Source organism: Micromonospora sp. NBS 11-29 (genome assembly GCF_002140155.1).
Taxonomy (GTDB): Bacteria; Actinomycetota; Actinomycetes; order Mycobacteriales; family Micromonosporaceae; genus Micromonospora.
Window position 1 is genome coordinate 557,097 of record NZ_NAPR01000004.1, and the last position, 21,323, is coordinate 578,419.

Sequence of the window (21,323 nt, forward strand, 5' to 3'; positions counted from 1 at the left end):
GGCGTATCGGACGTCACGCTATGCTCCGATGGTTCCCTGCCTCGGATGGACCAGGAGTGGCGTGTGAGTGTCGCGTTGGTGACCGGCTCGGGCGGTCTGATCGGCTCCGAGGCGGCCCGGCACTTCGCCGGCCTCGGGCTCGACGTGGTCGGCATCGACAACGACATGCGGCGGTACTTCTTCGGTGAGGACGGCTCGACCGCCTGGAGCCTCGACCGGCTCGCCGCCGACCTCGGGCCCGCCTACACCCACCACGCGGTGGACATCCGCGACCGGGACGGCCTGGAGAAGGTCTTCAGCCGGTACGGCCGGGACATCGCCGTGGTCATCCACAGCGCCGCCCAGCCGAGTCACGACTGGGCCGCCAAGGAGCCGTACACCGACTTCGACGTGAACGCCGGCGGCACGCTCAACGTGCTGGAGAACACCCGGCGGCACGCGATCGACGCGCCGTTCATCCACTGTTCCACCAACAAGGTCTACGGCGACCGGCCGAACACGCTCCCGCTGATCGAGCTGGAGACCCGCTACGAGCTGCCCGAGGACCACCACTGGTACGAGGGCATCACCGAGGACATGTCGATCGACGAGTCGCTGCACTCGATCTTCGGCGCCTCGAAGGTCGCCTCGGACGTCATGGTCCAGGAGTACGGCCGGTACTTCGGCATGAGGACCGCCTGCTTCCGGGGCGGCACGCTGACCGGCCCGGCGCACTCGGCGGCCGAGCTGCACGGCTTCCTCGCGTACCTGATGCGGTGCGTGATGGAGGGCCGGACGTACAACCTCTTCGGCTACAAGGGGAAGATGGTCCGGGACGCGATCCACTCCCGTGACGTGCTGACCGCGTTCGAGGCGTTCTTCCGCGAGCCGCGTTCCGCCCAGGTCTACAACCTTGGTGGCGGCCGGCACTCCAACACCTCGCACATCGAGGCGTTCCGGATCGCCCAGGAGATCACCGGCCGCGAGGCGCGGATCAACTACGTCGAGCAGGCCCGCACCGGCGACCACCAGTGGTACGTCAGCAGCATGGCCCGGTTCGAGGAGCACTACCCGTCCTGGAAGATCACCTACGACGTGCCGATGATCCTCCGCGAGATCCACGAGGCGAACGTCGACAAGTGGGTGCCGAAGGCATGACCACCGGGACCAAGCGAAACGTGCTCGGCGTCGGGGTCGACGCCACCGACTACGCCCGCGCCACCGAGGCCGTGGTGGCGGCCGCGCACGAACGCCGTCCGCTGGCGCTCACCGCGCTGGCCGTGCACGGCGTGATGACCGGGGTGCTCGACCCGGCGCACAACGCCCGGCTCAACTCGTTCGACGTGGTCACCCCGGACGGCCAGCCGGTGCGCTGGGCGCTCAACCTGCTGCACGGCGCCGGCCTCACCGACCGCGTCTACGGGCCCGAGCTGACCCTGCGGGTGCTGTCCCGCTTCGCCGACGAAGGGCTGCCGGTCTACCTCTACGGTTCCACCGAGGAGACGCTGGCCCGCCTGGTCCCGGCGCTGGAACGCCGGTTCCCCGCGCTGAAGATCGCCGGGGTCGAGCCGTCCAAGTTCCGCGCCGTCGCACCGGGCGAGGACGCCGAGATCGCCGACCGGATCCGGGCCAGCGGCGCCCGCCTCGTGCTGGTCGGGCTGGGCTGCCCCCGGCAGGAGATCTTCGCGTACGCGATGCGGCCGTTGCTGGACATGCCGCTGATGGCGGTCGGCGCGGCGTTCGACTACCACGCCGGCCTGCTGCGCAACCCGCCGCCGTGGATGCAGCGCGCCGGGTTGGAATGGTTCTGGCGGCTCGGCCTGGAACCGAAGCGCCTGTGGCGCCGCTACGTGATCCTCAACCCGGCCTACCTGGCCCGGCTGGCGGCGCAGAAGACCGGCCTGTGGAAGGCCACCCCGCCGCCGCCGGCCACCGAACGCCCCGCCACCTTCGACGTCTGATCACCGGATTCGGTGGCCGTCGAAGTGGGCAGGGCTTCGCCGCGCCGGGTCCGCCGGCTGCGGGCCGGCACGGGCGCCTTCGCCACGGCGCCGGGCATCGCCGGGACGGCCGTCACCGTCGCGGTGCTCGGCGTGACCGCGATCGGGGTACGCCACGCGCCGCGGCACAACCGGCTCGCCGAGCGGGCGCTGCCCCCGGCTACGGCGGCGTCAACGCCCCCGGCTCGCGCCCTGCACGTATAGCAGTTCGAGGATCGCCCGGGTCGCCTCGAACCAGCGGTCCAGCCAGCCGGGCGGGGGCACGCTGCCCTTCGGGGGCAACTCCATCAGCAGGCCGCGCAGCAGCGGATGGTCCACCAGGGACTCCGNTCGAGCGACGGCAGGGACAGCGGCGCGGCGGACTGCTCCGGCACACCGGCGTCCCGCCCGGTCAGCTCGTCGCCGTCGCCGGAGACCACCTCGGTGAGGACGGTGTCCCGGCGCGCTCCGCGGTACTTGCCACCGAACCGCTCGGGTTTGCCGGGGCCGTTGGTGAGGTTCTCTGAACCGATCGTCGTCATCCGTCTCGCCTACCTCGTTCGGTTGCCGATCCGTGCGGTTCAACGAGGCGGAACGGAACTGGCGACGGGTGGCCGGGGCCGGCCCGGTCCACGGACGACAAAGGTCCCGCCCGGCGACGCTGCCGGGCGGGACCACACGTCGGGTGCCGATCAGCTCCGGCTGAAGGCCCCGCCCCTGGCACCGGCGACGAAGTCGTGCCAACCACCCGGACCGAAGACCAGGGCCGGGCCCGTCTTGTCCTTCGAGTCCCGGACACCGACCGCCCCGGTCACGTACGCGACCTCAACGCAGTTGTCACAGTTCGGCCCGCTCTTCGAGCTCTTGAACCATGTCGCCTGCGTCAGGTCCACGGGGAACTCCTTGGTCGCCATTTCCACAGCGGCTCCTCTGCCAGTCTCGCGATGTGTGCGACGGACTCCTCCGGTCGAATGGCCGCTGCTCGAATGTGATCGAAGATGAAGCTGTACTTCTGCAGTTCGTCGCTCTTCTCCAGGAAGANCTGAGGATGGTGAACGTCCCGTCCATGCCGGCGTGCGCCCCCACCGCGAAGGGCAGGACCTGCACCGTCACGTTCGGCAGTTCGGCCACCTCCACCAGCCGCTTGAGCTGACCACGCATCACCGCGTCGCCGCCAACCGGCCGGCTCAGCACCGCCTCATCGAGCACCACCCACAGATCGACCGGATCGTCCTGGGTCAACAACGACTGACGGCCCAGTCGGACACGCACACGTTGTTCGATCTGGTCGGCGGTGAAGTCCGGCCGGGCGGCGCGGATCATCGCGGTGGCGTACGCCTCGGTCTCCAGCAGACCCGGCACGACCTGCTGTTCGTACGCCCGGATGGAGCTGGCGGCGGCCTCCAGGCCGACGTACGCCCCGACCAGGACCGTGCTGTACGGATGCCACCAGCCCTTCTGCCGGGCCTCCCGGGCGATCTGCACCAGCTCGTCGCTCTCCGCGCCCACCACTCCGTAGATGCGGAGCATGTCCCGCACGTCGCGCGGCGTGGCGGTGGTGTGGCCGGTCTCGATCCGCGAGACCTTCGACGCCGAGCACTCCAGTTGCTCGGCCACCGCCTCGATCGTGATGCCGGCGCCCTCGCGCTGTCGACGGAGCTCCGCCCCCAGTCGGCGGCGGCGGATGGTCGGGCTGCGCCGCTCGCTCATGAGGTCTCCCGCCAGCTCGTGGGACCAGGAATGACAGTCACCGGGCTACCTCCGGTCGGTCGCGCCCGGTTCGACACCCGCCGTGGGCGCGACCGGCGGGGGGGGGNTGGTGCGGGTCGTCGACCGGCCGCGGCGGGCGAAACCGGCGTCCAGTGTGCCGCCCCGGTACCTGAGGCTTCAAGCGTCCGGTTCACGTGTCCCGCTCATCTATCGGCAAAAGTCGACGTGCAACTTGCATGACGCACGTCGCTGATGCACTCTGTCCGTATGGCTCGGGTTACTCACCGTCTTCGTTTGATCTCCGCCCGTGTTGACGCCACGGTCAGCGGGACGGCGAGACGGAAGCCCGGGTGATGGTCTGGTGACAGCTCGCCACCGCGGGCACGGCCGACCAGCACCGACCACCGGTCCACGAGGCAGACCCCCCGTCACCGGAGCGCACGAACCCCCGATCAACCTCGCCGGCCGGCGGCCGGCCGACCCTCCCAGGAGCCCATGTGCTTCCCCGCTCCGGTGACGTACTGCACGTGACTCGCGCGGCGAGTGTCCAGTTCCTCCGACCGATCATGTTCCGGGTCATCCGGGTGCTCGACTGGCCGACCTTCGACGGTTGGCTCTGGCTCGACGGCTACGAGTTGAACACGGCGGGGGACGCGGTCAACCGACGGTCGATCTTCGTACTGCACGAGGGGCTACGGCAGATGCAGGCCGCGCCGGCCCCCCGTCAGCACACCGTCCGCTCGGCCCGGCGGCCGGCGGCCCGGACCGCGGTCCGGGTGGGCTGACCTCACGATTCCCGGCCGGATGGGCGTGCCGACGCCATAGAATCGGTACGCCCACCCCGGCACGTCCCACCCCGCGCGCCACGGCCCCTGAACCTGGGATGGTCATGGTCAATCTGCCCGCCGCGCGGCGGCACCACCGGTCCCGCATCGGCTACGCCCTCGGGCTCTTCCTGTTCCTCGCCGTCGCGACCACACTCGCGCTCGTGGTCCGGCATCCCGCCTTCTCCGCCACCGAGCAACTGACCGAACCCGTACCGGCCCCGGAGATCACCGTGGCCGGCGAGGGCACCCGGGCAGCGGCCGACCCGATGGAGGACGCTCTCGACGAGGCGGACTCGCCGCCCACCCCCGGCCCGGCCGGGTTCGGGGCCGGGCAGGGCACGCTGGCCGACCGCCCCACCGAACCGACCGGTTCGGCCGGGCTCAGCCGGTCACTGTTCTATTCCGGCCTGCTCGGGCTCGGCATCTCGCTGGCCGGGCTCGGTCTGGTCGGCACCCGACGCCGCCAGTGGTGACCGTCAGGGCGTGACCGTGGCCGTCGGCGTGGCACCCGGGGTGGACGCGCCGGCCGAGGGGGCACCGGTCGTGGGCGCGGCGGGCCCGGCCACCACGAGGGTGACCCGGTCGTCCTCGCCCACCGAGTAACCGGCCTCCGGATCCGTGGCGATCACCGTCCCCGCCGGCCGGTCCGACGGGCGGCGCTGCACCCGGTAGTCGATGCCGAGCCGATCCAGCGCCGACCGGGCGGCCGCCTCCGGCAGACCGACGAGCGGCGGCATCGGCACCTCCACCTCCTCCTCGGCGGTGGTCGGCGGCACGCTCGACGGCGTGGTCGACGGCGAACTGCTCGGTGACGCGCTGGTCGGCGTGGCGCTGGCCGGCGCGGACGTGCTCGGCACCGCCGACGCCGACGAACCCGGGTCGGGGTTCTCCGTAGCGCGCAGCGCCCACCAGACACCCGTCGCGATCAGAGCGACCAGAACCAGGGCCAGGATGCCCAGCAGGATAGGCATCCACCACCGGCGGCCGGCCTGCTCGTCGGCGTACCACTCGGCACCGGGTTCCGGGTAGCCCGCCGAGCGCGGCGGCGGCACCCCGGCCCGCCCGGACCAGGCCCCGCCGCCGGCCCCGCTCCCCGGTATCGGCCGCGTGGCGTCCGGTCCGGCGTCGCCCGAGGGCCGACGCATCGCCTGCGTCGCGTCGACCTCGCCCCGGGCCTCGTCCGGTCCCGCGCCCCCCGAGGGCCGGCGCACCACCTGTGTCGCATCGGCGTCGCCCCCGGCCGCGTTCCGGGGCAACGCCCGGGTCGCGTCCTCGCCCTGCGGGGTCGGCACGGCCCGGGTCGCGTCCGCGTCACCGGCGGGTGGTTCCTGACGGTCGTCGCTCATGGCACGTCCTTTCCCCACCACCGGGACGAGGCACACGGCCCTCGACCGTCCACGGTAACCGTCGACGGCCACGCCGGCCGGCAACAGCGCGCCGGGCAACGGCCCCGCTGGTCAGGGGGTCGGCAGCGGCCCCGTGGTCGGCGTACCGGAGGGCACGCCGCCGCAGGTCAACGCGACCTGGTCGTTCCAGCGCGCGGCGCTCCCGGCGACCGGCTCCTGCGCGGTCACCGGCCCCTGGCGGCCCGTGCGGTAACGGGGATAGAGCCCCGCCTCCACCAGGTCGTCGGCCGCGTCGGAGCAGGCCAGGCCGTCCAGGTCGGGCACGGTGACGGCCGGGGCCGGCCCGGCGACCCAGACCGTGACGGTGACACCGCGCTTCACCGGCTCGCCGCTGCCCGGCGAGGTGCGCTCGACGGTACGGCCGGAGCCGGTGCCGAACACGAGTCGCCAGCCGAGCCGGCGGTCGCGCAACTCCTGCCGGGCCCGCTCGAAGTCGACACCCACCAGCTCCGGCACGGTGAGCCCGCTCGGCGTGCCCGAACGCGTACCGGTGGGCCGGTCGCCGGCGGGTGTCCGCGCGGCCGAGGTCTCCCGGGTGGGCGTGTCGGTGGGCCCGGCCGTCGGGGTGACACCGGGCGAGGCCGCGGGCTTGTCCCGTTCCGGCTCACCGGCCAGCACCCAACCGACGCTGGCCCCGATCACCGCCAGCAGGGCCACCGCCAGGCCACCACCGAGGAACAGTCGGGTCCGGTTCCGTGCCGGCTGCCGATCGTCCGTCATCGCGTCCCCCGCCTCACTCACCGGCGACCGTAGCCGGTGCCGCCAAACCGGTCACGCCCGGTCGGCCGCGCCCACGACTCGCCGGGCCGACCTCGGGACGCTACGCTCCCCGGCATGGCCAGAGCAGGCTGGGGAGGATCGACCGCCGCCGCGCTCGGCGTCGCCGCCGGTGCGGGCGCCGCGCAGCTCGGCTTCGGCTACGGGCTGGGCATCATCAACTGGGCACCGACCGGGAGCGTACGGGTCGAGGCGGCGTGGGTGGCGAGTCTCGCCTGGGCCACCTGGATCGCCGCCACCTCGGTGATCGCCGGCGCGGTCTGCGCCCAGCGCCTGCGTGCCGGTGACGAGCCCACGGGCGCGCTGCCCCGCCTCGGCCTCGCGCTCGCCGCCGGTGTCGGCGCGCTGGTCACCGTGCTGCTGGTGGCCGTTCCGGCCCGCGCCGCCCGGGTGCCGGACACGTCCGCGCCGCAGACCGTCGCCGCCGCGTACGCGGCCGCGGGGCTGGCGCTCGGTGTGCTGCTGGCGACCTGGGCACTGCACACCCGCGCCGCCGCCACCAACCTGATCGCCACCACCGGCTGGCTCTGGCTGCTCGCCGTGGTGTCGGTCGTCGACAGCGTGCTCTCCGGCCGCGGCCTGACCACCGCCCAGCTCGGCATCTGGCAGATCAGCGCCGACCGCGCCGGATTCTGGATCCGCGACTACTTCTACTGGCCCGGCGCGGTGCTCTCGCTGGGCTCGGCCCTGGTGATCGGGGTACTGGCCGCCCGACGCGCGGCCCGCTCGCCGCAGGTGCGGGTCGGCGCGGCCGCCTCCGGTGCGGCCGGCCCGCTGCTGGTCGCACTCGCGTACCTGCTGGCCGTACCGCGACTGGCCGGGATCGCCGCCGAGCAGCTCTCCGCGCACCTGATCGCCCCGTACGCGGTGATCGCCGGCGTCGGCGGCTCACTCCTGGTCGCCGCGCTCGCCCAGCGTGCCGACCGCCGGGCCGCGGAACCCGGGCCGCCTCACCAGACGCCCGGCGAGGTGACGGGTCGGCTCGACGAGCCGGCCCACGTCACGGCCACCGGCCCCGAGTCGACGACGCCGGACGCGCCGGGACCCGCGACTGGCGAGCCCACGCCCACGTCGGACGAGCCCACGCCCACGTCAGACGAGTTCAAGCCCGCGCCGGACGAGCCGGAGTCCGCCACGGTGGGGCCGGGGCCCGCGGACGAGTCGGAGGCTGTGGCGGACAAGCCCGGTGCGACGGTGGGTCGCGTCGGCCGTGGGGCGGCCGGGGCGTCCACGTCGAAGGAACGTGGCACGCGGACCGCTGCCGGACGGACGCGTTCGGCCGTACCTGTGCAGCGGCAGCCCGAGGTCTCCTCGCAGCCCACCCCCGTCGACCGAGACGGGCCTGCTTCCGTCGACGGGCGCGGGCCTGCTCCCGCCCACCGACGCGACGGGCAATCGGCCGCCGACGCGCTGACCAACGACGGTCCAACCGGAGACATGCCGGCCGGAGACGCTGCGGCCATTCCGCAGACCGGAGCATCACCGGCCACCGCACCGAAGCCTCGCCGCCGCCCCTCCCGCTGACGCCCCGAGTCTCGCTCCCGGGCACCGGCGTCGCCGCCGCCGGCCGCGAGCACGATGCCAGCTCGGCGAAACCGCGTGTTCGACAAGCGTCCGCCGCCGGCTCGGCGAAACGGCGTGGTCGACAGCCGTTCGATGCCGCCACTTCGCCGAAAAGGCGCCCGGACGGCCAGCCGCCACCCAGCCCGGGCGGCCAGCCGCCGGCCAGCCCGGCCACCCAACCCGGGCGGCCAGCGCTCCCGACCAGCCCGGCCGGGGCTCTCGCGGGCAGCCGCTCAGTCCAGCGGCCAGGTGTGCACGGGGTCGTTGCCGCGCTGCAACTCCACGTACCGCTGGACCATGTGACGCAGTGCGGCCTGCCGGTCCATGCCGCGGTGCCGCTCGGCCGCCCACACCGTCTCGGTCTGCCAGACCGCGCCGTTGCGACCGGTATGGCAGCGTCCCTCGATCACGCCGAGGAGGCGGTCCCGCTCGGCCGGGGCGACACCGAACCGGTCCAGTCCCTGCGCGGCCACGGGCAGCAGGGTGTCGAGCACGAGTCGGGTCACCGGCACGTCACCGAGCCGGGGCCAGTGCAGCACCGCGTCGATGCCACGTCGGGCGGCGGCGTGGAAGTTCTCCTCGGCGGAGCTGAACGTGAGCTGGCTCCAGATGGGGTGCTCCGCCTCGGCGAGGCCGCGGGCGAGCCCGAAGTAGAACGCCGCGTTGGCGAGCATGTCCACCACGGTCGGGCCGGCGGGCAGCACCCGGTTCTCGACCCGCAGGTGGGGACGGCCGTCCATGATGTCGTAGACCGGGCGGTTCCAGCGGTAGACGGTGCCGTTGTGCAACCGCAGTTCCCCGAGCGTGGGCACGCCACCGGCGTGCAGCACCTCGACCGGGTCCTCCTCCTCGCAGATCGGCAGCAGCGGCGGGAAGTAGCGGACGTTCTCCTCGAAGAGGTCGAAGATCGAGGTGATCCAGCGTTCGCCGAACCAGACCCTCGGGCGTACCCCCTGGGCCTTCAACTCGTCGGGGCGGGTGTCGGTGGCCTGCTCGAAGAGCGCGATCCGGGTCTCCGACCAGAGCTGCCGGCCGTAGAGGAACGGCGAGTTGGCCCCGACGGCGACCTGCACGCCCGCGATGGCCTGGGAGGCGTTCCAGTGGTCGGCGAAGCTGTCCGGCGCGACCTGGAGGTGGAACTGGAGGCTGGTGCAGGCGGCCTCCGGCGCGATCGAGTCGGTGTGCGTGCGCAACTGTTCGACGCCGTCGATGTCCAGCTCGATGTCCTCGCCGCGGGCGCCGACGATCTGGTCGTTGAGTACGCGGTAGCGCTCGTCCGTGGAGAGGTTGTCCGCGACCAGGTGACGTTCGGTGAGGGTGGGCAGGATGCCGACCATCACGATGGTGGCGTCGGACTTCGCGGCCCGCTCGTCGGCGCGGTCGAGGCTGCTGTGCAGGTCCCGCTCGTAGTCGGCGAAGCCGGTGCCCTCGATCAGCCGGGGCGAGGCATTCAGTTCGAGGTTGAACTGGCCCAGCTCCGACTGGAAGAGCGGGTCGGCGATGTCGGCCAGGATCTGATCGTTGCGCATGGCCGGTTCGGCCGCACCGTCGACCAGGTTCAACTCGATCTCCAGCCCGGTCATCGGCCGGTCGGCGTCGAAGCCGAAGTCGTCGAGCATCAACGCGAAGACGTCCAGGCATCGCCGGACCTTCTGCCGGTAACGTACCCGGTCCTCACGGGAGAAGGCACCCTGCTCGACGTCGCTGCCCATGTGTCCTCCCGGCGCCGGTGCGGATCATGTACGTGTGGGTTCCCCCACAGGTCTGCACCTGTACCCACCCGCGACCCGCCCCACCGCGCCGAACCTGCGAACAACAGGTGACAATTCGCACGACCTCTGTCGCGGCCAGTTTCACGGTCAAGGCTGACACGGAGAGGGCCCGCACCCGGGTGGGGTGCGGGCCCTCTCCGTGTGGACCGGGGGTCAGGACTGGCGGACGGCCTCGCCCTCGATCTCGATCTTGACCTTGCGGCCGACCAGGACGCCGCCGGTCTCCAGGGCGACGTTCCAGGTCAGACCGAAGTCCTCACGGTCGATCTCGGTGTGCGCGGCGAAGCCGAAGATGTCCTGCCCGAAGGGGCTGCGGCCGACACCCTCGAACTCGACCTGGAGGTCGACCTCGCGGGTCACGCCCTTGACGGTCAGCTCGCCGGCGAGCACGAACTCGTTGCCCTCACGCGACTTCACGCCGGTGCTGCGGAACTCCAGCGTCGGGAACTGCTCGGCGTCGAGGAACTCCGGGCTGCGCAGGTGCCCGTCCCGGTCCGCCTGGGCGGTGTTGATGCTGGCCGCCTGGATGGTGGCGGTGACCGAGGACTGCAGCGGGTCGTCGGCGACGGTGATGGTGGCGGTCGCGTCGGCGAACTCACCGCGCACCTTGCTGACCATCATGTGCCGCGCGACGAAGCCGACGCGCTTGTGCGCGGCGTCCAGGAGGTACGTGCCGGGGGCCGGGATGGTGAGACCCTCCCAGTCGCGGGTAGTCGACTCGGTGCTGCTGGTCATGATGCTCTCCTCCGGAGAAGATTGTTGAGTAGCCCAACGGCTGACTTAGCAACTATAGCTTTGGCAATATTCCCTGTGTCAAGTGTTGCTAGGATGGTGGCGTGGACCAGAACGTGTTCGACGACCCCCGGATCACCGCCGTCGGCCTGCTCGTCGAGGCGCACGCCGGGCTGTCCGCCCGGTTCGCCGCCCAGTTCGAGGAGCACGGCCTCTCCCCGGTCGAGTTCGAGGTGCTCACCCGACTCGCCCGTTCCCCCAACAACCAGTTGCGGATGACCGACCTGGCCGCACAGACCTCGCTCTCCACCAGCGGAGTCACCCGCGTGGTCGACCGAATGGAGCGCGACGGCCTGATCCGTCGCCGGGCCTGCCCCTCCGACCGGCGCAGCTCCTTCGCGGTGGTGACCGGCGCGGGCATGAGCCGGTTGGACGAGATCCTGCCCGGCCACCTGAAGATCATCGAGCAGTGGTTCACCGGCCAACTCGACCCGGCCCAACTGGACGGGCTCCTGGACGGGCTGCGCCGGGTCCGCGACGCGGTCCATCCCGGTGCCACCGCCGGCAGCACCGAGCCGGCCGGGGGCGGCGACTGCTGAGACCGTCGCTACCCGCCGGTCACCGGCAGAACGACCGGCAGAACCGCCTATCCCGGGGGACAAAAGCGGACAGGCTCGCATGAACAGCACGCGACGCCTGGATAGGCTTCCCGCAGCGGGGGGCACCGGGGGGTGCTGGCGCGAGCGTGGAGCGAGGGGCAGCACCAGGGGGCTACTTCGCTCGCGCCACCCCCGCGCCCCACCAGCATCCCGGCCCGGCCGACCGGCCCGGTGCGCGGCCCGGCTCACTCCGGGCCTCCACGCTCCCGCAGCGACATCGACGACCGCAGCAGCGCCTCCTCCCGGGGCAACAACCGCACGCCGGTGACCTGCCGGGCCCGGTCCAGGCGGTCCAACACGGTCGCCTCGCCGGTGCTCACCGCCAATCCCACCAGCGCCTCGACCAGGTCGCGCCGGTCCGCGTCACCGGTCGCCGCCTCGGCCGCCGCGGCGAACCACTCCGCCGCCAGCTCGCGATCCCCCCGATGCAGCGCCACCTGGCCCTCGATCAACGCACGCAGCGCGTCCTCGGTACGAGCGTGGCGGCCCCCATCCGGCCACTGAGCGGCGAGGTGTCGGCCCGGCACCGAGCCGGACGGCCACAACTCGGCCACCACGGCCAGCGCCTCCTCGTCGCGTCCCGCCAGCGCCAACGCCAGTCCGACCGAGCCGATCGTCCGTCGGCGTCGGCCGGGATCACCCAGCTCCACGAGCGCGGCCGCGGCCCGCCGCCCCTGCTCGACCGCCTCCGCGTACCGGCCCTCCAGCCGGGTCAGCTCAGCCAGATCGGCCCGGGTCAGCAGCCGGAGCCGCTGGTCACCGCACTGCGCCGCCAACCGGTCCACCGTGGCCAGCCGCCGTCGGGCCCCGGCCAGCTCCCCCACGCGTACGTCGTGCCAGGTCAGGTGGGCCTGGGCCACCGCCATCTCGCGTACCCGATGGTGGCGGGTGGCCAGCCCCAGCGCTGCCTCCGCCTGCTCGCGGGCCTCGTCGTGCGCGCCGATCCCCCGTAGCACCGCGCAGAGCACCGACCGGGCGGACAGCTCCCCGGTCACGTCGCCGACCTCGACGAAGGTGGCCAGCGCGGCCCGGGCCGCCGGCAGTTCCTCCGGCCCGGCCCCGTGCTCGACGGCCAGCCGGGCCATGCCCACCAGGGCCCAGGCGCGCAGCACCGGTCGGGCACCGGCGGTACGCGGATCGCTGAGCAACCGGCGCAGCCACGCCCGGCCGGTCACGTCCCGCCCACGCAGCCGCCACCACCGGGGCAGCGCGGCGGCCAGCAGCAGCGCGGTCATCGGGGCGGCCTCGGCGGCGTAGGTCAACGCGGCACTGATGTCGCCGGTCGCCTCGTCGAGCAGGTGCAGGGTGCCGGGCAGTTCCACGCCGACCAGGCCGGGCGCGGTACGCCGGACCAGCCCGGCGACCACCGACGCGTGGCGACGCCGGATCTCCGCCGTCTCGGCCTCGGCCTCGGCCTGCTCGGTGGCGAAGTCACGGACCGCGTCCAGCAGCCGGAACCGGAACGGGCCGGCGCCCCGCACACTCAGCAGGCCCAGCTCGCGCAGCCGGTCCAGCAGGGGTACGGCGTCCCACCGCTCATCACCGTCGGCGAGCAGTTCCTCGGCCAACTCGACCGACCAGCGGTTACGGAAGGCGGAAAGCCGTCGCAGCGCCGCGCGCTCGGCGGGGGCGAGCAGGTGGTAGCTGGTGGCCACCGCCTCGCGCAACGTCACCGTGCCGGCGGTCGGGTCGGCCGGCTGCCAGCCGGGGCGCCCGCCGGCGAGGTCGAGGACCCGGTCGCCGTACCGGTCGAGCAGCTCGGTGACGTCGAGGATGCGGCCCCGCGCCGCCATCAGCTCGATGGCCAGGGGCAGCCCACCCAGTCGCCGGACCAGCGCGGCGAGCGCCGGCAGCTCGACCGGGGTGGGCGGTGCGTGCCGAGCCTGGGTGAGCCGGGCGGCGAAGAGCGCCGCGGCGGGCCAGCGGTCCAGCTCGGCCCGGTCCACCGGCTCCGCACCGGCGGGCGGCACGTCGAGCGGCGCCACCGGCCGGACCAGCTCGCCCGGTAGCTCGACCGGCCGGCGCCCGGTCACCAACACCCGCAGGCTCGGTGCGGCGGCGGTCAGGGCACGCAGCGCCTCGGCCACCGGCCCCGGTGCCCGCTCGACGGCGTCGACCAGCAGCAGCGCCGGCCGGCCGTCGAGCCGGCACGAGAGGTCGGCCAGCCGGCTCACGCCGAAGACCGCCGTCGAGGCGGCGAGCACGTCCGCCGCGTCCGAGCCCTCGCCGATCAGCACCCCGACCACGCCGGCCGGATGTCGGGCCGCCACCGCATGGGCGACGGTGAGCGCCAGTGCGGTCTTGCCGACGCCGGCCAGCCCGACGAGACTCACCACCGGATACGCGTCCAGCAGCTCGGACACCTCGGCCACGTCCCGTTCCCGGCCGACCAGCGGTACGGGTTGGGGCAGCGCGACCGGCGGGTCGGGCTCGACCGGGGTCGGCGCGGTGGCCGGTGCCGGAACCGGCGCCGGCCGGGCGGTGGCGACGAACTCCCGCCGGGCGGCTCCGGTCAGGCCGAGCGCGTCGGCGAGCAGGTCGACGGTGGTGCGTTGGGGTCGGGTCGCCCGTCCCCGCTCCAGATCGCGGACGGTCCGCACGCCGATGCCGGCGCGGCCCGCCAGCTCGGCCTGGGTCAGGCCGGCGGTGAGCCGGTGCCCGCGCACCAGATCGGACAACAGCGCCCGGCCGGCCGGGCTCCGCGAACGATCATGATCGGGAGTCATGGGCACGAAGAGTACGGAGCGGGTCCGACGCTCCACAGTCGAGCGTCAACCACCCGACCGTACGACGCCGATATCCGACAGACGGCCGATTCGGCCCTGGCTCACATGCCGAGGTCGCGTGCGATGATCATGCGCTGCACCTCGCTGGTGCCCTCACCGATCTCCAGAATCTTCGAGTCGCGCCAGAAGCGGGCGACCGGGTACTCGTTCATGAAGCCGTAGCCGCCATGGATCTGGGTCGCCTCCCGGGCGTTGTCCACCGCGATGGTGCTCGCGTGCAGCTTGGCGATGGCCGCCTGCCGCTTGAACGGCTCACCGGCCAGCATCCGGGCGGCGGCGTCGTAGTAGGCCAGCCGCGCGGTGTGCGCCTTCATCTCCATGTCGGCGATCTTGAACTGGATCGCCTGGTAGTTGCCGATCGGCTGGCCGAACGCCTGACGCTCCCTAGCGTATTTGATCGACTCGTCCACGCAGCCCTGGGCCAGGCCGACGGCCAGCGCCGCGATGGCGATCCGGCCCTCGTCCAGGATGCTCAGGAACTGCGCGAAGCCCCGACCGCGCTCGCCGAGCAGGTTGCCCGCCGGCACCCGGCAGTCGTCGAAGGTCAACTCGTGCGTGTCCGAGGCGGTCCAGCCGACCTTCGAGTACCCGGGCGCGACCGTGAAACCGGGCGTACCGGACGGCACGATGATGGTGGACAGCTCCTTGCCGCCGTCCGGCCTGGTGCCGGTGACCGCGGTGACCGTGACCAGCGCGGTGATGTCGGTGCCCGAATTCGTGATGAACGCCTTCGAGCCGTTGATCACCCACTCGTCACCGTCCAGGACGGCCCGGGTCTGCGTACCGCCCGCGTCCGAGCCGGTGCCCGGCTCGGTGAGCCCGAAACCGGCCAGCGCCTCGCCGCTGAGCAACTTCGGCAGCCACTGCGCCTTCTGCTCCTCGGAGCCGAACCGGTAGATCGGCATGGCGCCGAGCGACACCGCCGCCTCCAGCGTGATGGCCACGCTGGAGTCGACCCGGGCCAGCTCCTCCAGCGCCAGGCAGAGCGCGAAGTAGTCACCGCCCATGCCGCCGTGCTCCTCACCGAACGGCAGCCCGAACAGCCCCATCTTGCCCATCTGCCGGATGATCTCGTACGGGAAGGTGTGCTTCTCGTAGTGCTCACCGATCACCGGGGCGACCACCTCGCGGGCGAAGTCCCGGACGCTCTCCCGCAGCGCCTGCTGCTCCTCGTCGAGCCGGAAGTCCATGTCGATCCTCCTGGAAAGGTGCGGCCGCCGGCGCTCGTGACGCCGTTCTCGGCTCAAGCGTTAGGAGGGGCCCCTTCCTATGCACCAGGCGTTAAGAGGGGCCCTTCCTTACCGTCAGACGGGGGTGACGCCGTGGCGGCGGTGGGAGAAGTGGCGCTCCTTGTGCCGGGCGGCGGCGAACCGGCGAACCAGCTCGACGCGCAGCTCGTGCGGCTCGACGATCGCGTCCACCACCAGCTCGCTGGCCAGGCGCACCACGTCGATGTCGCGCTCGTACTCCTCGCGCTTCGCGGCGACGAACGCGGCCCGCTCGGCCTCGTCGGAGATCGCGGCGATCTTGTTGGCGTAGACCGCGTTGACCGCGGCCTCCGCGCCCATCACCGCGATCTTCGCGGTGGGCAGCGCGATCGTCGCGTCCGGCTCGAANAGATCTTGGGTACGGTCGCCTCGGAGATCGCCGTGATCATCTTCGCGCCGTGGCGGATGATGCCCTGCTTCTCCACCGCGCTGCCGACCATGAACCCGGGCACGTCGCTCAAGAACAGCAGCGGCACGTTGAACGCGTCGCAGAGCTGCACGAACCGGGTGGCCTTGTCGGCCGAGTCGACGAAGAGCACCCCGCCCTTGAACATCGAGTTGTTGCCGACCACGCCGACGACCTCGCCGTTCAGCCGGCCGAACCCGATGGTCAACTCCTTGGCCCAGAGCGCCTGGATCTCGAAGAAGCTGCCCTCGTCGAGCAGTCCCTTGACGTACCGCCGCATGTCGANCCCACAGCCTCGGCGGCCGGCGGTTCCTGCTTCCAGCTCGACGGCAGGTACGACAGGTACGTCCGCACCACGTCGAGCGCGTCGTTCTCGGTCTTGCAGAGGAAGTGACCCACGCCGGACTCGGCGCAGTGCACCTTGGCCCCGCCCATCGCTTCGAGGGTGGTCTTCTCGCCGGTGACCATCTCGACCATTCGGTCGGAGCCGAGATACATGCTGGCGTTGCCCTCGACCATGGCCACCACGTCGCAGAACGCCGGAATGTACGCCCCGCCCGCCGCGCTCGGCCCGAACAGCGCACACACCTGCGGAATCGAACCCGAGGCGCGGACCTGGTTCCAGAAGATCTTCCCGGCACCGCGCCGGCCCGGGAAGAGGTCGACCTGGTCGGTGATCCGGGCACCGGCGGAGTCGACCAGGTAGACCATCGGTACGCCGGTCGAGTACGCCCGCTCGATGATCCGGATGATCTTCTCGACGGTACGCGCGCCCCAGCTCCCGGCCTTCACCGTGGAGTCGTTCGCCATCAGGCAGACCGGCCGGCCGTCGATGGTCGCGGTGCCGGTCACCACCCCGTCGGCGGGCAGCCCGTCGGCCATCGCGTTGGCGTAGAGCCCGTCCTCGACGAAGGAGCCCTCGTCGACCAGGTAGGCCACGCGCTCACGGGCGAAGAGTTTGCCCTTGGCGGCGTTGGCCGCGTGGTATTTGTCCGCGCCGCCGGCGCGGGCGCGCTTGCGCAGCTGCTCCAGAGCCTCACCGTCGAGCGTCACGCCGACTCCCTCGCCACCCACCGACCTGAACGATCGTTAGGCTACCCCACCTCCATCCCCTCCGGCGACCCACCATCCNGCTCGCGGGCGGACGGGCTCGCGCGGCTCGCCACTTCGGTGAGGTGGCGCTATCGACCCCGCCGTGACCTGACCGCTTCTCCGAACTGGCGGCCACTGGCACCGGTTCGGCGAAGTGGCGCCAACCCGCTAGCTCCGGCAGCCTGCCTCCCCGATGAGGTGACAACCCGTCCACCAGCCGGCTCGGCCAGGTCGCGCCGCCCCACACCCGGCCCGCCGCCAGCTCGGCGAAGTGGCGCTTTCCAACACACCGGAACCAGCCACTTCCCCGAACTGGCGGCCCCGGGCACCGGTTCGGCGAAGTGGCGCCAGGCCCCACCTCGAACCGGCGGCATTCCCGGTCCGGCCCACCCACGATCAAGGGGTTTACGTCGTCCGAACCGTCGAATCGCGACACAAACTCCTTGATCAACAAGGCGGGACGGGAGGGCAAGGCTGAGGCAGGGCAAGGCGGGACGGAGGGCAAGGCGGGGAGGAGGGGTCAAGCGGGGAGGGGGGTGAGGCGGGTGCGGGGGCCGGCTCGGAGCACGCCGGAGGGGAGGCGCTTGCCGAGGAGGTGCTCGGCCAGTTCCGCCGCCTCGATCAGGGCGTCCAGGTCGATGCCGGTGTCGATGCCCATGTCGTGCAGCATGTGCACCGCCTCCTCGGTGGCCAGGTTGCCGCTGGCGCCCGGGGCGTAGGGGCAGCCGCCGAGCCCGCCGACGCTGGCGTCGAACTCGGTGACCCCCAGCTCCAGGGCGGTCAGCAGGTTGGCCAGGGCGGTACCGCGGGTGTTGTGGAAGTGGAGCAGTACGGGCAGGTGCGCGTTGCGGTCGNGCCGAAGGCGACGCGGTCCGCGCCGTCGCGGGCGACGCGGTCGACGATCGCGGCGACCCGACGCGGGTCGACGTCCCCCTCGTAGGGGCAGCCGAAGCTGGTCGCCACGATCACCTCGGCGGTCGCGCCCGCGCCGTGCAGCAGGTCGATCAACTCGGCGATGTCGTCGAGCGACTCCTCGGTCGAGCGGTTGACGTTGCGCCGGTTGTGCGTGTCGCTGGCGGACACCACCACCTCGATCTCGGTGAAGCCGGCGGCCAGGGCCCGCTGCGCGCCCCGGGTGTTCGGCACCAGGGCCGAGTAGCGCACCCCGTCGGCCCGGCTCGCCCGCTGCCACACCTCGTCGGCGTCGGCCATCTGCGGGATCGCCCTGGGGTGGACGAACGAGACGGCTTCGATGCGCCGCACCCCGGTCCGGGAGAGCGCGTCGAGCAGCCGCACCTTGGCGTCGGTGGGAATCGGCTCCTCGTTCTGGAGCCCGTCCCGCGGGCCGACCTCCCGGATGGAGACGACGTCCGGCAGTTGCGTCATAAGGGGTCACCTCACTGTGACGATCGTTCGTGGTCGGGGTACGCCGCACCGCCGACCCTCATGCTCCAGGGAAGCAGAGACGATCGCCGCGATGCCAGCGGGTCCGCCTATAGCGCAGGTCAGCGTGTCGCCGACAGACCGGCGGTGCGACGGCCGCCCGCCGGAGTCGTCCGTCCGGGTCGGCTCCCTGACGGAAAGTGTGAATCCCGGCGGGGAGCATGGATGGATCATCTCCGATCTCGTTACGTTGCCAGGGAGGTGAGGGAGCCGGTGGCACACCGACCCCCTTCCCCGACTCCGGAAGATCAGCGCGGCGACGGTCCTTCCCAGAGCTCCGCAGCGCACCGGAGGGTGGCCGAGAGGAGGCTGGCGCAGGCCGTCGCGTCCTCTCGGCCCACGATCATGGCCATCACCACGGCCCCGTTGGCGCAGTGCGCGAGTGCCCGGAGGCAGCCCGCGACGCATCGGCAGTCGATCGACCGATGCGAAGGGCGTTCCGACACGAGTTCCCCTCTCCTCGTCGCCGGGCGGTGAGTCCACCCGGCGTGGGACGACGGCCGACGGGTCCGCCGGCCGTACGCGCTCCCGGGCTGGTCCGGGGTGATCGCGCGAGGGGTCCAACGACGTGAGCGGATGCGGGCTACGAGCTTCGGTGCGGCTTTGGCCGGTCTTCCGCTGCGCTACCCGGCCAACATCCGCCCGGGAAACGCGAGTAAAGGGTCACATCCCATCAAATCGGGTGCACTCGATGGCCGAACCGACGGTCCACCCGGCCAAAACTGACCAGTCGCACAGGAAACGGCAGAGCGAGGTGGTACGGGGGCGGCAGAATGTGGGGCCCGACTCAGGGGCTCTTGGGGAAGGACCGAGATGACGATCGACGACGGCCCGCGTCCCGGCGGGGTCAGCCGAAGGCACCAGCTGATGCCCCGCGCTGAACTGAGCCGCGCCTACCTGAGCCGGTACGGCAGCCCGGCGGTGGCGGAGTACGGGCTCGCCGTACGGGCGCTGGTCGAGGAGCGGTTCGGCACCGTCGACACCTGGGGCAGGCTGGCGAAGCTCCACTGGGCGGGCAGGCCGAAGAAGTTCCGGGAGGGCCAACGCAAGCGGCTGTCCCGGCACTTCACGGCCGAGTGCAAAGGCCCGCCCTGGCTGACCGTCGAGCTGGTCCTGCGGTACACGGTGTCCGAGGACCGACGGGCCGAGGTCAGGGACGAGCTGGCCGCGTTGTACGAGGCCGCCCGGGGTGAACGCCCGCCCGACCGGTCCGGCCCGCCCGGCGTCGTCGAGGTGCCCCGTGGTCGGGCGCGAATCGACGCCCTGCAACGGGAGAACGACGCCCTGACCCGCCGAGTGGAGGTCCAGCGGGCCGAGATCGAACGGCTGCGGACCCTGCACTCCGGGCGGGGACAGGCCGCGGTCGGGCTCAGGGCCATGCCCCGCCCGCGCACCCCGGTCGACGCCCCCGCCCGCAACGCCGGGCAGTTCCACGACGGGCGCGTCCCGGCGCGTGCCGACGGCGTACCGAACGAGCGGTCGCCCCGGCTGGACCTCAGCGCCGTCCACGGTCTGCTGACCGCGCCGGGGCCGCACCGGTTTCCCGCCCACGCACCGATGAACCGCACGCTCCGCCGGCCGGGCTGAGCGCGCGGGGTCGCCGCCCGGGGCGGCGACCCCNCGGAGCGGAACTCCTGGTTGTCCAGCAGTTCGGCGAAGAACGGCAGGTTGCACTTCGGGCCGGCGATCTCGAAGCCCGCCACCGCCGCCTTCGCCCGCTCGATCACCTCGGCCCGGGTGGCGCCGCTGACGATCAGCTTGGCCATCAGGCTGTCGTAGAAGGGGGTGACCGTGTTCCCGGCGACGTAGCCGGAATCCACCCGTACCCCGGAGCCGAACGGCTCGTTCCAGGTGCTGATCACGCCCGGGCCGGGCAGGAACCGCTTCGGGTCCTCCGCGTTGATCCGCAGCTCGATGGCGTGCCCGCGCGGGGTGAGCGCGTCCGGGTCGAAGGTCGGTGGCAGGCCGGCGGCCACCCGGAGCTGCTCCTCGACCAGGTCGACGCCGTAGACGTACTCGGTGACCGGGTGCTCCACCTGCAACCGCGTGTTCATCTCCAGGAAGAAGAACTCCTGCGTCGCGACGTCGAGCAGGCATTCGACCGTGCCCGCGTTGCGGTAGCCGACCGCCTCACCGGCCCGGACCGCCGCCGCCAGGAACCGCGCCCGCAGCTCCTCCGAGACCGCCGGGGACGGCGACTCCTCGACCAACTTCTGGTTGCGTCGCTGCACCGAGCACTCCCGCTCGCCGAGCGCCACCACCCGGCCGTCGGCCAGGCCGAGGATCTGCACCTCGACGTGGCGTACCCGGGGGAAGTACCGCTCGATCAGCACCGAGCCGTCGCCGAACATGCGCTCGGCGAACGCGCGGACCTTGTCGTACTCGGTGCGCAGCGCCACCTCGTCGTTCGCCACGCCCATGCCCATGCCGCCACCACCGGCCGCGGCCTTGACCATCACCGGGTAGCCGATCTCCGCGGCGGCCGTCACCGCCGCGTCCAGGTCGGCCGCCGGGTCGGTGGTGCCGGGCGCGACCGGCACCCCGGCCGCCGCCATCAGGTTCCGGGCATTGATCTTGTCGCCCATCGCGGTGATCGCGTCCGCGCCGGGTCCGACCCAGATCAGGCCGGCCCGTTCGACGGTACGGGCAAAGTCGGCGTTCTCGGACAGGAAGCCGTAGCCGGGGTGGATCGCCTGCGCCCCGGTGCTCCGGGCCGCGTCGAGGATCGCCTCGACGTTGCGGTAGCTCTGCGCCGGGTTGGCCGGGCCGATGCAGACCGCCTCGTCGGCCTCGGTCACGAACGGCAGGTCGGCGTCGGCCTCCGAGTGCACGGCGATCGTTCGCACCCCCAACCGACTGGCCGTGCGGATCACCCGCCGGGCGATCTCCCCACGGTTCGCCACCAGCAGCGCTTCAATCATGTT

The 21,323-nt window shown here is 72.5% G+C and carries 14 protein-coding genes and 5 pseudogenes; 7 read left to right on the forward strand and 12 right to left on the reverse strand.

All coding sequences use genetic code 11. The features are described from left to right. Positions 1–45: 45 nt before the first annotated feature. The 3 genes from B1205_RS06665 to B1205_RS06675 are packed head-to-tail and all read left to right on the forward strand — an operon-like array spanning position 46 to position 2,183. Positions 46–1,137, forward strand: coding sequence for an NAD-dependent epimerase/dehydratase family protein (locus B1205_RS06665; RefSeq protein WP_176308448.1), 1,092 nt, complete (start codon positions 46–48; stop codon positions 1,135–1,137). Next, positions 1,134–1,940 carry a WecB/TagA/CpsF family glycosyltransferase gene (locus B1205_RS06670; protein ID WP_089154966.1) on the forward strand — a complete coding sequence of 269 codons (807 nt, stop codon included), beginning with the start codon at positions 1,134–1,136 and terminating at the stop codon, positions 1,938–1,940. The genes B1205_RS06665 and B1205_RS06670 overlap by 4 nt, the downstream gene beginning before the upstream one ends. 12 nt (positions 1,941–1,952) lie before the next feature. Continuing rightward, a complete protein-coding gene (locus tag B1205_RS06675; protein WP_254909759.1) occupies positions 1,953–2,183 on the forward strand; it encodes a hypothetical protein in 231 nt (76 codons plus the stop codon). On the opposite strand, the pseudogene B1205_RS06680 reads toward B1205_RS06675, so the two are convergent. The 3 genes and pseudogenes from B1205_RS06680 to B1205_RS06690 form a co-directional block, all read right to left on the reverse strand. After that, positions 2,151–2,500, reverse strand: a pseudogene (locus B1205_RS06680) (hypothetical protein). The gene B1205_RS06675 and the pseudogene B1205_RS06680 overlap by 33 nt on opposite strands. Positions 2,501–2,650: 150 nt before the next feature. Next, positions 2,651–2,872 (reverse strand): DUF397 domain-containing protein, encoded by a 222-nt coding sequence (locus B1205_RS06685; RefSeq protein ID WP_089154780.1) that lies wholly within the window; start codon positions 2,870–2,872, stop codon positions 2,651–2,653. Next, positions 2,842–3,668: pseudogene (locus tag B1205_RS06690) on the reverse strand (helix-turn-helix domain-containing protein). The gene B1205_RS06685 and the pseudogene B1205_RS06690 overlap by 31 nt, the downstream one beginning before the upstream one ends. Positions 3,669–4,165: 497 nt before the next feature. On the opposite strand from B1205_RS06690, the gene B1205_RS06695 reads away from it, so the two are divergent. Beyond that, complete coding sequence (locus B1205_RS06695) at positions 4,166–4,453, forward strand: hypothetical protein (protein WP_089154781.1); 288 nt, start codon at positions 4,166–4,168, stop codon at positions 4,451–4,453. Between the two features lie 98 nt (positions 4,454–4,551). Then, positions 4,552–4,968, forward strand: a complete 417-nt coding sequence (locus tag B1205_RS06700) for a hypothetical protein (RefSeq protein WP_176308449.1) — start codon at positions 4,552–4,554, stop codon at positions 4,966–4,968. Positions 4,969–4,971: 3 nt separating this feature from the next. On the opposite strand, the gene B1205_RS06705 is transcribed toward B1205_RS06700, so the two are convergent. Both B1205_RS06705 and B1205_RS06710 read right to left on the reverse strand, forming a co-directional pair. After that, complete coding sequence (locus B1205_RS06705; protein WP_089154782.1) at positions 4,972–5,841, reverse strand: PASTA domain-containing protein; 870 nt, start codon at positions 5,839–5,841, stop codon at positions 4,972–4,974. A gap of 111 nt (positions 5,842–5,952) precedes the next feature. After that, a complete protein-coding gene (locus B1205_RS06710) occupies positions 5,953–6,621 on the reverse strand; it encodes a PASTA domain-containing protein (RefSeq protein WP_254909760.1) in 669 nt (222 codons plus the stop codon). A 114-nt stretch (positions 6,622–6,735) separates the two neighbouring features. Between B1205_RS06710 and B1205_RS30990 the strand changes: the two genes are divergently transcribed. Beyond that, complete coding sequence (locus B1205_RS30990; RefSeq protein ID WP_254909761.1) at positions 6,736–8,202, forward strand: hypothetical protein; 1,467 nt, start codon at positions 6,736–6,738, stop codon at positions 8,200–8,202. A gap of 272 nt (positions 8,203–8,474) precedes the next feature. On the opposite strand, the gene B1205_RS06720 is transcribed toward B1205_RS30990, so the two are convergent. Together B1205_RS06720 and B1205_RS06725 are read right to left on the reverse strand one after the other, a co-directional pair. Further along, a complete protein-coding gene (locus B1205_RS06720) occupies positions 8,475–9,953 on the reverse strand; it encodes a glutamate--cysteine ligase (protein ID WP_089154784.1) in 1,479 nt (492 codons plus the stop codon). Positions 9,954–10,166: 213 nt separating this feature from the next. Further along, positions 10,167–10,748 carry a YceI family protein gene (locus B1205_RS06725; RefSeq protein WP_089154785.1) on the reverse strand — a complete coding sequence of 194 codons (582 nt, stop codon included), beginning with the start codon at positions 10,746–10,748 and terminating at the stop codon, positions 10,167–10,169. Between the two features lie 101 nt (positions 10,749–10,849). Between B1205_RS06725 and B1205_RS06730 the strand changes: the two genes are divergently transcribed. Next, entirely contained in the window at positions 10,850–11,344 is a 495-nt protein-coding gene (locus tag B1205_RS06730; protein ID WP_089154786.1) for a MarR family winged helix-turn-helix transcriptional regulator, read from the forward strand. Between the two features lie 245 nt (positions 11,345–11,589). Here the strand turns inward: B1205_RS06730 and B1205_RS06735 are convergent, their stop codons facing one another. The 5 genes and pseudogenes from B1205_RS06735 to B1205_RS06760 form a co-directional block, all read right to left on the reverse strand. Further along, on the reverse strand, positions 11,590–14,130 hold the full coding sequence (locus tag B1205_RS06735; RefSeq protein ID WP_089154787.1) for an ATP-binding protein: 2,541 nt from the start codon (positions 14,128–14,130) through the stop codon (positions 11,590–11,592). Between the two features lie 101 nt (positions 14,131–14,231). After that, a complete protein-coding gene (locus B1205_RS06740) occupies positions 14,232–15,380 on the reverse strand; it encodes an acyl-CoA dehydrogenase family protein (protein ID WP_089154788.1) in 1,149 nt (382 codons plus the stop codon). Between the two features lie 114 nt (positions 15,381–15,494). Continuing rightward, positions 15,495–16,917: pseudogene (locus tag B1205_RS06745) on the reverse strand (acyl-CoA carboxylase subunit beta). A 559-nt stretch (positions 16,918–17,476) separates the two neighbouring features. Then, positions 17,477–18,333: pseudogene (locus B1205_RS06750) on the reverse strand (hydroxymethylglutaryl-CoA lyase). Positions 18,334–20,021: 1,688 nt separating this feature from the next. Further along, positions 20,022–21,320, reverse strand: a pseudogene (locus B1205_RS06760) (acetyl-CoA carboxylase biotin carboxylase subunit); the annotation flags it as partial. Positions 21,321–21,323 lie beyond the last annotated feature (3 nt).

Bases quoted from the DNA above. Each gene is read 5' to 3' on its own strand.
- B1205_RS06665 (WP_176308448.1), top strand. From the start codon at position 46: ATGGACCAGGAGTGGCGTGTGAGTGTCGCGTTGGTGACCGGCTCGGGC.
- B1205_RS06670 (WP_089154966.1), top strand. From the start codon at position 1,134: ATGACCACCGGGACCAAGCGAAACGTGCTCGGCGTCGGGGTCGACGCC.
- B1205_RS06685 (WP_089154780.1), bottom strand. From the start codon at position 2,872: ATGGCGACCAAGGAGTTCCCCGTGGACCTGACGCAGGCGACATGGTTC.
- B1205_RS06700 (WP_176308449.1), top strand. From the start codon at position 4,552: ATGGTCATGGTCAATCTGCCCGCCGCGCGGCGGCACCACCGGTCCCGC.
- B1205_RS06705 (WP_089154782.1), bottom strand. From the start codon at position 5,841: ATGAGCGACGACCGTCAGGAACCACCCGCCGGTGACGCGGACGCGACC.
- B1205_RS06710 (WP_254909760.1), bottom strand. From the start codon at position 6,621: ATGACGGACGATCGGCAGCCGGCACGGAACCGGACCCGACTGTTCCTC.
- B1205_RS30990 (WP_254909761.1), top strand. From the start codon at position 6,736: ATGGCCAGAGCAGGCTGGGGAGGATCGACCGCCGCCGCGCTCGGCGTC.
- B1205_RS06720 (WP_089154784.1), bottom strand. From the start codon at position 9,953: ATGGGCAGCGACGTCGAGCAGGGTGCCTTCTCCCGTGAGGACCGGGTA.
- B1205_RS06725 (WP_089154785.1), bottom strand. From the start codon at position 10,748: ATGACCAGCAGCACCGAGTCGACTACCCGCGACTGGGAGGGTCTCACC.
- B1205_RS06735 (WP_089154787.1), bottom strand. From the start codon at position 14,130: ATGACTCCCGATCATGATCGTTCGCGGAGCCCGGCCGGCCGGGCGCTG.
- B1205_RS06740 (WP_089154788.1), bottom strand. From the start codon at position 15,380: ATGGACTTCCGGCTCGACGAGGAGCAGCAGGCGCTGCGGGAGAGCGTC.